Below are 14,403 nucleotides of genomic sequence, written 5' to 3' on the forward strand. Positions count from 1 at the left end.
AAGGAGAGGGGTTAGCGTAAGCGAAGCTCTGAACTGAAGCCCCAGTAAACGGCGGCCGTAACTATAACGGTCCTAAGGTAGCGAAATTCCTTGTCGGGTAAGTTCCGACCCGCACGAAAGGTGTAACGATTTGGGCACTGTCTCAACCAGAGACTCGGTGAAATTATAGTACCTGTGAAGATGCAGGTTACCCGCGACAGGACGGAAAGACCCCGTGGAGCTTTACTGTAGCCTGATATTGAATTTTGGTACATTTTGTACAGGATAGGCGGGAGCCATTGAAACCGGAGCGCTAGCTTCGGTGGAGGCGCTGGTGGGATACCGCCCTGAATGTATTGAAATTCTAACCTACGGGTCTTATCGACCCGGGAGACAGTGTCAGGTGGGCAGTTTGACTGGGGCGGTCGCCTCCTAAAGTGTAACGGAGGCGCCCAAAGGTTCCCTCAGAATGGTTGGAAATCATTCGTAGAGTGCAAAGGCATAAGGGAGCTTGACTGCGAGACCTACAAGTCGAGCAGGGACGAAAGTCGGGCTTAGTGATCCGGTGGTTCCGCATGGAAGGGCCATCGCTCAACGGATAAAAGCTACCCCGGGGATAACAGGCTTATCTCCCCCAAGAGTCCACATCGACGGGGAGGTTTGGCACCTCGATGTCGGCTCATCGCATCCTGGGGCTGTAGTCGGTCCCAAGGGTTGGGCTGTTCGCCCATTAAAGCGGTACGCGAGCTGGGTTCAGAACGTCGTGAGACAGTTCGGTCCCTATCCGTCGTGGGCGTAGGAAATTTGAGAGGAGCTGTCCTTAGTACGAGAGGACCGGGATGGACGCACCGCTGGTGTACCAGTTGTTCTGCCAAGGGCATAGCTGGGTAGCTATGTGCGGAAGGGATAAGTGCTGAAAGCATCTAAGCATGAAGCCCCCCTCAAGATGAGATTTCCCATAGCGTAAGCTAGTAAGATCCCTGAAAGATGATCAGGTTGATAGGTTCGAGGTGGAAGCATGGTGACATGTGGAGCTGACGAATACTAATAGATCGAGGACTTAACCATATAATATGTAGCAATGTTATCTAGTTTTGAAGGAATATGCCTTCATAGTTTGGTGATGATGGCAGAGAGGTCACACCCGTTCCCATACCGAACACGGAAGTTAAGCTCTCTAGCGCCGATGGTAGTTGGGACCTTGTCCCTGTGAGAGTAGGACGTCGCCAAGCAACTAAAAACACAAGTCTTTTGACTTGTGTTTTTTTGTGTTTTCAAACAGTACGTAAAAAGAAGTAATTATAATACAAACACGTTGCCCAAGGATTAATCATATTATATAAGAGATTGATGTATATTTTTCTGTAAATTGTTAAGGAATAGGAGTATAAAATATGTCCATTTAAATAGGGAGGGAAGGATATGAAATCGAAAAATGAAGTTTGTATTGTATGTGAGACAGAAAGAAAAGAAGGGATATATGTTTATAATAATTTAATATGTTATGAATGTGAAAAAGATATGGTGAATACGGAGACAAATGATCCGAAGTATATATATTATTTAAAACAGCTTCGGAAATTAGAAGTATCATATTTTTAAATAGGCATATGCCTATTATTTTTTTTGTTCTGTATAATAGAGAAAGAATGAAATAATAAGGAAGAGATATAGATGAATCAAAATCGCATACCTTTATATGAGGCATTAATAGAGTTTAAAGAAAGAGGGCCGTTGTCCTTTCATGTTCCAGGTCATAAAAATGGTTTGAACTTCCCTCAGGAGGCAGTAGAGGAGTTTAAAGATATACTATCTATCGATGTAACTGAGTTGTCGGGGTTAGATGATTTACATAGTCCGTTTGAATGTATAGATGAAGCACAACAATTATTAGCTGATGTATATGAAGTGGAAAAAAGTTATTTTTTAATTAATGGTTCAACAGTGGGGAACTTAGCAATGATTTTGTCTTGTTGCGGGGAACACGACATTGTTCTTGTACAAAGAAATTGTCATAAATCGATTATTAATGGTTTAAAATTAGCGGGAGCAAATCCAATTTTTTTAGATCCATGGATTGATGAAGCTTATAACGTACCAGTGGGAATTCATGATGAAATTATTAAGGAAGCAATTGAAAAATATCCAAATGCTAAAGCACTTATTTTAACGCATCCTAATTATTATGGTATGGGAATGGATCTAGAGGCAAGCATCGCTTATGCACATGCACATCAAATCCCTGTTTTAGTAGATGAAGCACATGGAGCCCATTTTTGTTTAGGGGGAGCATTTCCAAAGTCAGCATTAGCATATGGTGCAGATATTGTAGTTCATTCTGCACATAAAACATTACCCGCCATGACGATGGGATCCTATTTACATATAAATAGTCGCCTAGTGAAAGAAGAAAAAGTTTCTACTTATTTAAGTATGCTACAATCTAGTAGTCCATCGTATCCAATTATGACTTCTCTTGATATTGCACGCTTTACAATAGCGCGTATAAAGGAAAAGGGCTATGATGAAATTGTCGAGTTTTTACGGGGATTTAAAGAAGAATTGTGTTCTATTCCACAAATAGCTATTTTACAATATCCATTACAAGACGAGTTAAAGGTAACCGTACAGACACGTTGCCAGTTATCAGGATACGAATTACAGTCTGTATTTGAAAAGGTCGGTATATATACAGAAATGGCGGATCCATATAATGTCCTATTTATTTTGCCCTTGCAAGTAAATAAGGAGTATATGAAGGCTATAGAGATGATCCGAGAGGCATTGCAATATTATGAGGTGAAAGACAAGAAGGAATCTATTCGTTATACTTATAAAGGAGAAATTTCTCCTTTACCGTATACATATAAACAACTGGAAGGATATGAAACAAAAGTAGTATCTGTAGAAGAAGCAGTTGGGATGATAGCGGCAGAAATGGTGATTCCGTATCCACCTGGAATTCCATTGATTATGTATGGAGAAAGAATTACTTCAGAACATAAAGAGCAAATTATGTATTTAGAGAAAGCAGGCGCTCGTTTTCAAGGCAGTGCGAAATATATGAAAGTGTATGATATAGAAAGTGGGTTTTAGGATGAAGGGATTATTTGTAACAATTGAAGGTCCAGAAGGTTCTGGTAAGACAACGTTAATTCAAAGTTTATTGCCATACTTTGAACAAAAGGAACAGAAGGTAATGGCGACGAGAGAGCCAGGTGGTATTGCAATTTCTGAGGATATTAGAACGATTTTACATAAACAAGAATATACGATGATGGAAGCACGTACAGAGGCGCTTCTGTATGCTGCTGCACGTAGACAACATTTGGTGGAAAAAGTTATGCCAGCGCTTAACGAGGACTACCTTGTATTATGTGACCGTTTTATAGATAGCTCTTTAGCGTATCAAGGATATGCAAGAGGATTAGGTATGGACAAAGTATTTGAAATCAATCGTTTCGCAACTGAGGACTGTATGCCTAGTCTAACGATTTATTTAGACATTGAACCAGAGATTGGCTTAGCCCGAATTGAAAAAGATGCAGGACGTGAAGTGAATCGATTAGATATGGAAGATATCTCTTTCCATAAACGTGTGCGTGAAGGATATTTACAAGTTGTAGAACGTTTCTCAGATCGTATTGTATTAGTAAATGCTGATCAACCAATGGAAAAACTTATAGAAGAAGTTGTTCAGATTATAGAAGATAAATTGTTATAATAGAAGGAAAGAATGAAATAAGTGAGGTATGCATTATGACGAAGACGTGGGAGCAGCTTTCTGCTATACAACCCATCGGTGTAAAAATGTTGATGAATAGCATTGCAAAAGAGCGTATATCCCACGCTTACTTGTTAGAGGGAGGGAAAGGGACAGGAAAGTTTGCGACGGCAATTCAAATGGCAAAGAGTTTCCTCTGTTCTCAGCGGAATGGGGTAGAGCCTTGTCATGTATGTACAAATTGTAAGCGAATTGATTCAGGTAACCACCCGAACTTACATATTGTAAAACCAGACGGATTATCTATTAAGAAGCAACAAATTCATGATTTACAAGAAGAGTTTTCAAAAACAGGATTAGAGGCAAATAAAAAAGTATATATTATTGAGCACGCAGACCGCATGACAGCAAATGCAGCTAATACACTCTTGAAATTTTTAGAAGAACCGAGCAGTGATACAACAGCTATTTTACTTACTGAACAAAGTCATCAAATTTTAAATACGATTTTATCTCGCTGTCAAGTTGTTACATTTAGACCATTACCTACGGAATCTTTAATTAGAAGATTACAGGATGAAGGTATTACGGCATCTTTATCAACACTTGCTGCACAACTCACGAATAGTTTTGATGAAGCTTTAGCTTTATGTAGTGATGAATGGTTTGCACAAGCACGAGCTTTAGTGATAAAATTATGTGAAGCGCTCGAAAAGGATAAAGCCTCTATTTTTTTTGTACAAGAAAAATGGGGAAAACACTTTGGAGAGAAAGAACAATTACAGCAAGGTTTAGATATGTTACTCCTTATTTATAAGGATTTATTATATGTTCAACTTGGAGAAGAAGATCGTCTTGTTTTTCATGAGCAGAAAGAGATGTTTGAATCTTTCTCCTATGCTCAGAAGCGCATTGTATCAGCTCTCTTTAATATATTAGAGGCAAAAAATAGAATCAACGCTAATGTAAATGCGCAGCTTGTGTTCGAACAGTTAGTGTTGCGGTTGCAGGAGGGATGACCGTTTTGTATGATGTAGTAGGTGTTCGCTTTAAGAAGGCCGGAAAGGTGTACTATTTTGATCCGAACCAGTTCGATATCTCTGAAAATGAGTTTGTAATTGTAGAAACGGTAAGAGGTATTGAATACGGAAAAGTAGTTATTACCAAAAAGCAAGTTGATGAAAACGACGTTGTATTACCGCTAAAAAAGGTTATTCGTATTGCAAATGAAAATGATCGTACCATTGTTGAAGAGAACAAACATGCTGCGAAAGAAGCATATCAAGTTTGTCAGCAAAAGGTAGTAGAGCATAATCTTGATATGAAACTTGTAGATGTAGAGTATACGTTCGATCGTAATAAGATTATTTTCTACTTTACTGCGGATGGTCGGATTGATTTCCGAGAACTGGTGAAGGACTTAGCAGCAATTTTTAGGACAAGAATTGAACTAAGACAAATTGGTGTTCGTGATGAAGCGAAGATGCTTGGTGGTATTGGTCCGTGTGGTCGTATGCTTTGTTGTTCTACTTTTTTAGGTGATTTTGAACCTGTATCTATTAAGATGGCAAAGGATCAAAATTTATCATTAAATCCTGCAAAAATCTCTGGTTTATGTGGTCGTTTAATGTGTTGCTTAAAATATGAGAATGATGAATATGAGGCAGCAAAGGAACAACTTCCTGATTTAGATCAACGTATACAAACCCCGCATGGTACTGGCCGTGTTATCGGATTAAATATTTTAGAAAGATTAATTCAAGTGGAACTAGTAGACAAGGAACGGATAGTAGAATATACGTTAGATGAGTTAGTGAATAAAGGGGTCGTTTCGAGTCAAACCACAGATTAATGAGGTGGGTGCTTGTGGAGAAAAAAGATATTTTTGCATCGGTTTCTAGTATGGAAGAGCAAATTGGACATTTATACAAACAGTTGGGAGAATTAAAACAACATCTTGCAGAGTTGTTGGAAGAAAACCAACATATAAAAATGGAAAATGAAAATTTGCGACACCGTTTTGAAGAAGTGCAGATTAAAGAAAAACAAAAAACTCAAAAACGTAAAGAAGTGAAGCCGAAGACAGCTGATATTGGTGAAGGCTACGATAATTTAGCAAGACTATATCAAGAAGGTTTTCATATTTGTAATCTGCATTATGGAAGTGTACGTAAAGAGGGAGATTGTTTATTCTGCCTGTCATTTTTAAATAAAAAGTGAAATTACCTTTCCAATGATAATTGGAAAGGTAATTTTTTATACATGAGAGTAGAATGAAATATGTTTTTTATTAGTAGAAGATGAAATAGGGTAGGTTAAGTGTAAGAAAAGGAGTAACATATGAATTTATATGAAGATGAACGTTTAGATTACTTATTAGCGCAAGATATGAAGATCGTACAAAGCCCATCAGTATTTAATTTTTCGTTAGATGCTGTTTTACTTGCAGATTTTGCTTGGGTACCAATTCAAAAAGGTAATTTACTTGATTTGTGTACAGGTAATGCAGTTGTGCCTCTTCTATTAAGTACAAGAACGAAAGGGAATATTACAGGTGTGGAAATTCAAGAACGTTTATATGATATGGGAATCAGAAGCGTTCAATACAATAAGTTAGAAGAAAGAATTCACTTAATACACGGGGATTTGAAAGATATGCCGGAGAAACTTGGACGTCATCAGTATGATGTTGTCACATGTAATCCGCCTTATTTTCAAACACCTGCAACGTCTGAGAAAAATATGAATGAACATTTAGCGATAGCTCGTCATGAAATTATGTGTACATTAGAGGATGTTGTATCTGCAAGTAGTCAGCTAGTGAAGCAAGGCGGGAAAGTAGCATTTGTACATCGTCCAGGCCGTTTACTTGATATTGTTACATTAATGCGTAAATATAAAATTGAACCAAAACGTGTACGGTTTGTTTATCCAAAGGCAGGGAAAGAAGCAAATACGTTGTTAATTGAAGGCATTAAGGACGGAAACGCAGATTTAAAAATATTGCCACCTCTTTTTGTATATGAAGAAAATAATGAATATACAAAGGAGATTCGTTCAATTTTATATGGAGAAGAATAAGCATTGTTTTTATGTAGTAGTGTGCTCTGATGGAAGTTATTATGCTGGATATACAAATCATATAGAGAAGCGGATTCAGACACATAATAGTGGAAAGGGAGCTAGGTATACGCGTGCTAGACTTCCAGTTGTTTTAAAATATGTAGAATTTCATGAAGATAAGCGTACAGCTATGCAAGCAGAGTACTATTTTAAGCAATTAAATAGAAAACAAAAAGAAGAATATATGCAAAAAGGAGAACGCTATGTGGCAACAAAAAAGCTTTCAACAAAATGAAAAGGGAGTTTTATATTTAGTACCAACTCCTATTGGAAATTTAGAAGATATGACATTTCGTGCAATCCGAATTTTAAAAGAAGCTGATTTAATTGCTGCTGAAGATACGAGACAAACGAAAAAACTTTGTAATTACTTCGAAATTGAAACACCTGTTATGAGTTACCATGAGCATAATAAGGAAGTAAGTGGGAAGAAAATATTAGATAAGCTAGACGAAGGAAAGACAGTAGCACTTGTTAGTGATGCTGGTATGCCTTGTATTTCCGATCCAGGTTACGATATTGTTGTAGAGGCTGTAGCGGAACAGTATCATGTTATCCCGCTTCCTGGGGCAAATGCAGCCCTTACAGCGTTAATTGCGTCAGGTCTTGAAACAAAACAATTTTATTTCTATGGATTTTTACAAAGAAATAAAAAAGAAAGAAAAATGGAGTTAGAAAAGCTTCGTTATGTACAAACTACAATGATGTTTTATGAAGCGCCTCATCGTTTAGATGATACTTTAATCTCGATGCAAGAAGTGCTGGGAAATAGAGAAATTGTATTATGTCGAGAGTTAACGAAAAAATTCGAGGAATTTATTCGTGGAACAGTCGAGGAAGCAATTGAGTGGACGAAACAAAATGAAGTTCGTGGTGAGTTTTGTATTTTAGTAGCTGGCTCAACGGAAGAACCTGCTCCAGAAGAACAATGGTGGGAATCTATTTCGGTATATGATCATATTGAACATTATATAAACGAAAAAGGTATGAATTCAAAAGAGGCGATAAAAACAGTCGCTAAAGATCGAGATTTGTCGAAACGCGATGTATATCAAATCTATCATGTCGATAAAAAATAAGCTTCTCATAATTGAGAAGCTTATTTTGCTGTTTCGATATAATCTTGAAGTTCGTTTAAGATTTGCTCAGCGCCTTCTTTGCTTAAGATAATTTTACCTTCAGCTAAAGATAGGTTACCATCAGATACTTCACCAGTTACTTGGCAAGTCATGTTTGGCTTATATTTTTTTAAGATGATTTTCTCGTCATCAACGTAGATTTCAAGAGCATCCTTTTCTGCAATACCTAAAGTACGGCGTAATTCGATTGGAATTACTACACGACCTAATTCATCAACTTTACGAACGATACCAGTAGATTTCATAATTCTTTTCCTCCTAAAGAAATAGTTTATAAGTTTCGAGTCTATTTTCTAGATTCGTCATTTTTCGACAAAATACCCTATGGACATATGATACCAATCATTTACATTTCCGTCAATTCTTTAATTCTATATTTTTTAAAAAGATTTATAGATTTCTTACTTCTTATATATAATAGAATGTGAGTAATTTCTACTATTATTTCACTTTATTTTCAGAAAAATTTATAAATTTAAGTGAAGATTGTATATTTTCTCGAAATATGAGTAATAGATGATAAAGGCACTAGATATTAACTTGTTTTTTATCCCGCGTTAACGAGCAGTCAGATTCCCATTTCAAACCTCGGTTGGAAGAAAGAAGTCAAGTGGGGATCTGGCTGCTTGTAAAAGCCCAATTGGTGCGGGCTAATAATCCGCGGGAGTGAATAAAAGCCTACAGATTAAAGTTTCACTTTATATATAAGTTTTTGATATACTGTTTATAAATACATATGAGGTTATTCGGGAGGTCCAAAACAATGACAGAGGAAAACAAGTCCTTTTATATTACTACCCCAATTTATTATCCAAGTGGAAAATTACACATTGGACATGCTTATACGACAGTAGCAGGAGATGCGATGGCACGATATAAGCGTATGCAAGGATATAATGTTCATTATTTAACAGGAACTGATGAACATGGACAGAAGATCCAAAAGAAAGCAGAAGAATTAAACGTTACACCACAAGCATATGTGGATAACATCGTTGCAGGAATTAAAGAACTTTGGGAGAAGATGGATATCTCTTATGATGATTTTATTCGTACAACTGAAGATCGTCATAAAGATGTTGTTGAAAAAATCTTCAAGCAACTAGTAGATCAAGGTGATATTTATCTTGATGAATATGAAGGTTGGTATTCTGTACAAGATGAGACATTCTATACAGCACATCAATTAGTAGATCCAATTATGGAAGGTGACAAAGTAGTTGGAGGAAAAAGCCCAGATAGTGGTCATGATGTAGAACTTGTTCGTGAAGAATCGTATTTCTTTAGAATGGGTAAATATGTCGACAGACTATTAAAATTCTATGAAGATAATCCACATTTCATTCAGCCAGAGTCTCGCAAAAATGAAATGATTAATAACTTCATTAAACCAGGCTTAGAAGATTTAGCTGTTTCTCGTACTTCATTTGACTGGGGAGTTCGTGTTCCAGGTAACCCCAAACACGTTATTTACGTATGGGTTGACGCATTATCTAACTACATTACAGCATTAGGTTATGGAACAGAGAATGAAGAGATGTATAAGAAGTTCTGGCCGGCTGATGTGCACTTAGTTGGAAAAGAAATCGTTCGTTTCCATACAATTTATTGGCCAATCATTTTAATGGCATTAGATTTACCTCTTCCGAAAAAAGTCTTTGCTCATGGTTGGATTTTAATGAAGGATGGAAAGATGAGTAAGTCAAAAGGAAACGTAGTAGATCCAGTTACATTAATCGATCGTTACGGATTAGATGCATTACGTTATTACTTACTTCGTGAAGTTCCATTCGGATCTGATGGCGTATTCACACCAGAAGGATTCGTGGAGCGTATTAATTTCGATTTAGCAAATGACTTAGGTAACTTATTGAATCGTACAGTAGCTATGATTGATAAGTACTTTAACGGAGAAATCCCTGCATTTAAAGCAAATGTAACGGAATTCGATGAAACGTTAGTAACGTTTGCACAGGATACATTGAAAAAAGTAGAAGAAGCAATGGAGAATATGGAATTCTCTGTAGCGTTAAGCTCAATTTGGCAATTGGTTAGCCGTACGAATAAATATATTGATGAAACACAACCTTGGGTATTAGCAAAAGATGAGAATGATCGTGAAAAGTTAGCTTCTGTAATGGCCCATTTAGCAGAAGTACTTCGTCAAACAGGTATTATGCTTATGCCATTCTTAACAGTAGCACCAAGCAAGATGTTTGCTCAGCTTGGCCTTACTGATGAAGCGCATAAGTCTTGGGAAAGTCTATCTACAGTTGGCTGTATTCCAGCTGGAACAAAAGTAGAAAAGGGACAACCAATTTTCCCACGTTTAGAAATGGAAGTAGAGGTAGAGTACATTAAAGAACAAATGAAAGCCTCTGCTCCTAAAGTAGAAGAGAAAAAAGAAGAAGAACCGAAGGCAGAAGAAATTACAATTGATGATTTCTTTAAAGTAGAATTACGCGTAGCTGAAGTATTATCTGCTGAGCCTGTGAAAAAAGCAGATAAGTTGTTAAAAATCCAGCTAGATTTAGGTACAGAAAAGCGTCAAGTTGTTTCTGGAATTGCAAAATTCTATTCACCAGAAGACCTAAAAGGTAAAAAGGTTATTTGTGTAACAAACTTAAAACCTGTAAAATTACGCGGTGAATTATCACAAGGTATGATTTTAGCGGGTGAAGAGAATGGCGTATTGTCATTAGCAACAATTGACCAAAATCTACCAAATGGTACAAAAATTAAGTAATTAAGACAAGAAAAGAGATGTTTCACGTGTAACATGTGTGAAGCGTCTTTTTTCTTTTTACACTCTCAATTTTTGCATTAAGATTGTAGTATTGTTATCGTTAAGTTAGTAAAGGGCTTATTTGTGTAGAATAAACTTGATTTCAATATAAAAGGAGTTATGTATGATGTTGTTTGATACACATTCACATTTGAATGCAGAGCAATTTGAAGAAGATTTGCAAGAAGTTATTGCACGAATGAAAGAAGCGGGAGTTACTTATACAGTTGTTGTTGGTTTTGATGAAGTAACGATCAAAAAGGCGATTGAATTAGCTGAAACTTATGATTTTATTTACGCTGCAGTTGGATGGCATCCAGTTGATGCAATCGACATGACGGAAGAACATTTAGCTTGGTTAGAAGAACTTGCTTCCCATCCTAAAGTTGTTGCACTTGGAGAAATGGGCTTAGATTATCACTGGGATAAGTCTCCAAAAGAAATACAGAAGGAAGTATTCCGTAAACAAATTGCATTAGCCAAAAAGGTGAAATTGCCGATTATTATACATAACCGCGATGCAACTCAAGATATTGTTGATATTCTAGAAGAAGAGAATGCGGCTGAAGTGGGAGGCATTATGCATTGCTTTAGTGGCAGCGTAGAAGTAGCAGAGCGATGTGTTGATATGAACTTTTTAATTTCGTTAGGCGGACCAGTTACATTTAAAAATGCTAAGAAACCGAAAGAGGTTGCTGCGGAGATTCCGTTAGAGAAATTGTTAATAGAGACGGACTGTCCATATTTAACACCACATCCATTTCGAGGGAAACGAAATGAACCGAGTTATGTAAAACTTGTAGCAGAAGAAATTGCGAACTTAAAAGGAATTTCTTATGAAGAAGTAGCAGAAGTAACAACAAAAAATGCAAAAGCTTTATTTGGTGTTGAATAAAAAGGAGTGGGGGAACCCATTCTTTTTTTATTTTTGTGAAAAAAGAAGGGCGAATGAGGAAGTGTTACAATAAGGAGAGAGAAGAAAGTTTTGGACATTCTATTTTTTAAAATGTAAGAATGGGGAAAATAATAATGGAAAAGTCGTCATTTTTTTGTTTTACTAAGTAGAGACGAAACGAGTGTGGAGGCAAGCATGAAAATTAAAGAGATTATCGTTGTAGAAGGTAAAGATGATACAGTGGCGATTAAGCGTGCTGTTGATGCGGATACAATTGAAACGAACGGTTCAGCAATCGGTGATCATGTTATTGAGCAAGTTAAATTAGCGCTGCAAAAACGAGGCGTTATTATTTTTACAGATCCGGATTATCCTGGAGAGCGTATTCGAAAAATTATTTCTGATAAGGTTCCTGGATGTAAACATGCTTTTTTACCGAAGGAAGAAGCACTTGCTAAAAGGAAAAAAGGTGTCGGAATTGAGCATGCTTCTAATGAATCAATTCGCCGTGCTTTAGAGAATATACATGAAGAAATGGAAGCTTACACAAGTGAAATTAGTTGGAGCGATCTAGTCGATGCAGGCTTAGTGGGCGGAGAAATGGCAAAGAGTCGCAGAGAAAGAATGGGTAAGCTATTAAAGATTGGTTATACAAACGCAAAACAGTTACATAAACGTTTACAAATGTTTCAAGTTTCAAAAGAAGCATTTGCAGAAGCTTATAAGCAAGTCATACAGGAGGAAAGAAAATGAAGGATATCGCAACGCCAAATCGTACGAAAGACATTGTTGAAAAGTACGGATTCTCATTCAAAAAAAGTTTAGGACAAAATTTTTTAATTGATACGAATGTATTAAATCGTATCGTTGATCATGCTGAAATTGGTTCAGAAAGTGGTGCAATTGAAATTGGACCAGGTATCGGTGCATTAACAGAACAATTAGCGAAGCGTGCTAAAAAAGTAGTAGCTTTTGAAATTGATCAGAGATTATTACCAATTTTAGATGAGACGTTAGCTCCATATAGCAACGTTACAGTTATCAATAAAGATGTATTAAAGGCAGATGTCCATGAGGTGTTTAGTGATCAATTTGAGGAAGGGCAAGATGTAATGGTAGTAGCTAATTTACCGTACTATATTACAACGCCAATTTTATTTAAATTGCTGGAAGAGAAATTACCGGTTCGTGGATTTGTTGTTATGATGCAAAAAGAAGTGGGAGATCGTTTAGCTGCTAAGCCTGGAACGAAAGAGTATGGTTCTTTATCCATTGCTATTCAGTATTATACAGAGGTAGAAACGGTTATGACTGTACCACGTACAGTGTTTGTGCCACAACCAAATGTTGATTCTGCGATTATTCGTCTTCTGAAGCGTCCGAAACCAGTTGTAGAAGTAACAGATGAGACATTCTTCTTTGAAGTAGTACGAGCAAGTTTTGCACAGCGTCGTAAAACTTTAATGAATAATTTATCAAATAATTTAAATGGTTTCCCGAAAGATAAAGAGCTGTTGGATCGAATTTTAACAGAGGTAGGAATTGATCCGAAACGAAGAGGCGAAACGCTATCTATCGAGGAGTTTGCAACATTAAGTAATGCATTAATTCTTCATAAATTGTCATAAGAATACAAAAGGGATAGTTCAACTTGAACTGTCCCTTTTGTCACCTTTCCTCTCCTACATTCATACTTTAAAAACAGGTAAGATGGCCTAACGAGTTTGGAGGTAGGAGAATGGCTTTACATGTTGGAGAATTAGTGGAACGATATTCTCATAAGAGGGATATTCTTTTTCGTATTATAGAAATAAAAGGCGAGATAGCTATATTATTTGGAGAGGAAATTAGACTGGTGGCAGATGCGCCACTTGAAGACTTAGTTAGTATAGATCAACGAGAACATAAAAAAAGAGCAAAGCGTGAGAAGGAAACGATGGAGCGTACGTATCGTTTGTTTCAACAAGATTATGTATTAATGAAACAAAGGCATGAACACACTTCAACGGGTGGATACACAAGTGAGGTGAATTATTTTCAAATGCCAGGACGTGTATTGCATATAGATGGAGACCCGTTATATTTGCGCAAGTGCTTAGATTTATATAATAAAATTGGTGTTCCTGTACAAGGTATTCATTGTAAAGAAACAGAGATGCATGAAAAGGTAGTAGATTTAATAGATCATTTTCGCCCGGACATTTTAGTTATTACAGGGCACGATGCATATACAAAATCAAAAGGGGTAAAGGGAGATTTAGCAGCATATAGACATTCAAGGCATTTTGTACAGGCTGTTCGAGAAGTGAGAAAAAAATATCCATCATTGGATCAACTCGTTATTTTTGCCGGGGCATGCCAATCACACTTTGAAGCATTAATTCGAGCTGGCGCTAATTTTGCTAGTTCACCATCTAGAATTAATATTCACGCACTAGATCCTGTATATGTGGTGGGCAAAATTAGTTTTACGTCATTTATGGAGAGAGTCAATGTATGGGATGTTGTACGTAATACGATTACTGGCGAGAAGGGACTTGGCGGAATTGAAACGAGGGGAATTTTACGAACCGGATTACCCTTTCAACATTATGAAGAATAAGCAAGGTACATATGTATCTTGCTTTTTTGTATGGGAAGGATTTAAATCAGCTTGGATAAAAAGAGAGAAGAACGCACAGACTACATAATGATACTTTTACAATATAGTATTTCTTCTATCTATTCGAACGCATAATGCTTTTATAATGATATTGTC

General features: G+C 36.7%; 15 protein-coding genes and 2 rRNA genes (1 of these 17 running past the window's edge). 16 read left to right on the forward strand and 1 reads right to left on the reverse strand.

The genetic code is table 11. The features are described 5' to 3' along the window. From MHB74_RS00165 to rsmI, 11 genes are all read left to right on the forward strand, one after another. Positions 1-1,047 (forward strand): 23S ribosomal RNA (locus MHB74_RS00165); it begins 1,875 nt to the left of the window's first position. 48 nt (positions 1,048-1,095) lie between these two features. Then, positions 1,096-1,211, forward strand: a 5S ribosomal RNA gene (rrf, locus tag MHB74_RS00170). A 190-nt stretch (positions 1,212-1,401) separates the two neighbouring features. Next, the gene (locus tag MHB74_RS00175; RefSeq protein WP_061678926.1) at positions 1,402-1,581 is read left to right on the forward strand and encodes a sigma factor G inhibitor Gin; all 180 of its coding nucleotides are present in this window, start codon (positions 1,402-1,404) and stop codon (positions 1,579-1,581) included. Positions 1,582-1,653: 72 nt separating this feature from the next. Beyond that, positions 1,654-3,075, forward strand: a complete 1,422-nt coding sequence (locus tag MHB74_RS00180; protein ID WP_061678925.1) for an aminotransferase class I/II-fold pyridoxal phosphate-dependent enzyme — start codon at positions 1,654-1,656, stop codon at positions 3,073-3,075. A 1-nt stretch (position 3,076) separates the two neighbouring features. Then, a complete protein-coding gene (gene tmk / locus MHB74_RS00185; protein WP_061678924.1) occupies positions 3,077-3,703 on the forward strand; it encodes a dTMP kinase in 627 nt (208 codons plus the stop codon). A gap of 35 nt (positions 3,704-3,738) precedes the next feature. After that, positions 3,739-4,722 carry a DNA polymerase III subunit delta' gene (gene holB / locus MHB74_RS00190; protein ID WP_000169570.1) on the forward strand — a complete coding sequence of 328 codons (984 nt, stop codon included), beginning with the start codon at positions 3,739-3,741 and terminating at the stop codon, positions 4,720-4,722. Between the two features lie 5 nt (positions 4,723-4,727). Then, positions 4,728-5,555 carry a PSP1 domain-containing protein gene (locus MHB74_RS00195; protein WP_000272429.1) on the forward strand — a complete coding sequence of 276 codons (828 nt, stop codon included), beginning with the start codon at positions 4,728-4,730 and terminating at the stop codon, positions 5,553-5,555. A 14-nt stretch (positions 5,556-5,569) separates the two neighbouring features. Next, entirely contained in the window at positions 5,570-5,923 is a 354-nt protein-coding gene (gene yabA, locus MHB74_RS00200; RefSeq protein ID WP_000412055.1) for a DNA replication initiation control protein YabA, read from the forward strand. Between the two features lie 120 nt (positions 5,924-6,043). Next, entirely contained in the window at positions 6,044-6,784 is a 741-nt protein-coding gene (locus tag MHB74_RS00205; protein WP_061678923.1) for a tRNA1(Val) (adenine(37)-N6)-methyltransferase, read from the forward strand. Then, the gene (locus MHB74_RS00210) at positions 6,771-7,061 is read left to right on the forward strand and encodes a GIY-YIG nuclease family protein (protein WP_061678922.1); all 291 of its coding nucleotides are present in this window, start codon (positions 6,771-6,773) and stop codon (positions 7,059-7,061) included. The genes MHB74_RS00205 and MHB74_RS00210 overlap by 14 nt, the downstream gene beginning before the upstream one ends. Further along, positions 7,030-7,905 (forward strand): 16S rRNA (cytidine(1402)-2'-O)-methyltransferase, encoded by an 876-nt coding sequence (rsmI, locus tag MHB74_RS00215; protein WP_061678921.1) that lies wholly within the window; start codon positions 7,030-7,032, stop codon positions 7,903-7,905. The genes MHB74_RS00210 and rsmI overlap by 32 nt, the downstream gene beginning before the upstream one ends. A 20-nt stretch (positions 7,906-7,925) precedes the next feature. Here rsmI and MHB74_RS00220 read toward each other — a convergent pair whose 3' ends face one another. Continuing rightward, the gene (locus MHB74_RS00220) at positions 7,926-8,210 is read right to left on the reverse strand and encodes an AbrB/MazE/SpoVT family DNA-binding domain-containing protein (protein WP_000843036.1); all 285 of its coding nucleotides are present in this window, start codon (positions 8,208-8,210) and stop codon (positions 7,926-7,928) included. Between the two features lie 518 nt (positions 8,211-8,728). Between MHB74_RS00220 and metG the strand changes: the two genes are divergently transcribed. The 5 genes from metG (at position 8,729) to yabG (ending at position 14,247) form a co-directional block, all read left to right on the forward strand. Continuing rightward, on the forward strand, positions 8,729-10,711 hold the full coding sequence (metG, locus tag MHB74_RS00225; protein WP_000134145.1) for a methionine--tRNA ligase: 1,983 nt from the start codon (positions 8,729-8,731) through the stop codon (positions 10,709-10,711). 166 nt (positions 10,712-10,877) lie between these two features. Then, entirely contained in the window at positions 10,878-11,645 is a 768-nt protein-coding gene (locus tag MHB74_RS00230; RefSeq protein ID WP_061678920.1) for a TatD family hydrolase, read from the forward strand. A 195-nt stretch (positions 11,646-11,840) separates the two neighbouring features. Next, a complete protein-coding gene (gene rnmV, locus MHB74_RS00235; protein WP_048562636.1) occupies positions 11,841-12,398 on the forward strand; it encodes a ribonuclease M5 in 558 nt (185 codons plus the stop codon). Then, positions 12,395-13,273 (forward strand): 16S rRNA (adenine(1518)-N(6)/adenine(1519)-N(6))-dimethyltransferase RsmA, encoded by an 879-nt coding sequence (gene rsmA / locus MHB74_RS00240; protein ID WP_061678919.1) that lies wholly within the window; start codon positions 12,395-12,397, stop codon positions 13,271-13,273. Before rnmV ends, rsmA begins: the two co-directional genes overlap by 4 nt. 110 nt (positions 13,274-13,383) lie before the next feature. Next, positions 13,384-14,247 (forward strand): sporulation peptidase YabG, encoded by an 864-nt coding sequence (yabG, locus tag MHB74_RS00245; RefSeq protein ID WP_061678918.1) that lies wholly within the window; start codon positions 13,384-13,386, stop codon positions 14,245-14,247. Positions 14,248-14,403: the final 156 nt, after the last annotated feature.

The organism is Bacillus sp. FSL K6-0069 (assembly GCF_038007785.1).
Classification (GTDB): Bacteria; Bacillota; Bacilli; order Bacillales; family Bacillaceae_G; genus Bacillus_A; species Bacillus_A mobilis.

What these genes read in the sequence shown, in the direction of transcription:
- MHB74_RS00180 (WP_061678925.1), top strand. Translation starts at nt 1,654, where the DNA reads ATGAATCAAAATCGCATACCTTTATATGAGGCATTAATAGAGTTTAAA.
- rsmA (WP_061678919.1), top strand. Translation starts at nt 12,395, where the DNA reads ATGAAGGATATCGCAACGCCAAATCGTACGAAAGACATTGTTGAAAAG.
- yabG (WP_061678918.1), top strand. Translation starts at nt 13,384, where the DNA reads ATGGCTTTACATGTTGGAGAATTAGTGGAACGATATTCTCATAAGAGG.
- rnmV (WP_048562636.1), top strand. Translation starts at nt 11,841, where the DNA reads ATGAAAATTAAAGAGATTATCGTTGTAGAAGGTAAAGATGATACAGTG.
- rsmI (WP_061678921.1), top strand. Translation starts at nt 7,030, where the DNA reads ATGTGGCAACAAAAAAGCTTTCAACAAAATGAAAAGGGAGTTTTATAT.
- metG (WP_000134145.1), top strand. Translation starts at nt 8,729, where the DNA reads ATGACAGAGGAAAACAAGTCCTTTTATATTACTACCCCAATTTATTAT.
- MHB74_RS00230 (WP_061678920.1), top strand. Translation starts at nt 10,878, where the DNA reads ATGTTGTTTGATACACATTCACATTTGAATGCAGAGCAATTTGAAGAA.
- MHB74_RS00175 (WP_061678926.1), top strand. Translation starts at nt 1,402, where the DNA reads ATGAAATCGAAAAATGAAGTTTGTATTGTATGTGAGACAGAAAGAAAA.
- tmk (WP_061678924.1), top strand. Translation starts at nt 3,077, where the DNA reads ATGAAGGGATTATTTGTAACAATTGAAGGTCCAGAAGGTTCTGGTAAG.
- MHB74_RS00220 (WP_000843036.1), bottom strand. Translation starts at nt 8,210, where the DNA reads ATGAAATCTACTGGTATCGTTCGTAAAGTTGATGAATTAGGTCGTGTA.
- MHB74_RS00210 (WP_061678922.1), top strand. Translation starts at nt 6,771, where the DNA reads ATGGAGAAGAATAAGCATTGTTTTTATGTAGTAGTGTGCTCTGATGGA.
- holB (WP_000169570.1), top strand. Translation starts at nt 3,739, where the DNA reads ATGACGAAGACGTGGGAGCAGCTTTCTGCTATACAACCCATCGGTGTA.
- MHB74_RS00205 (WP_061678923.1), top strand. Translation starts at nt 6,044, where the DNA reads ATGAATTTATATGAAGATGAACGTTTAGATTACTTATTAGCGCAAGAT.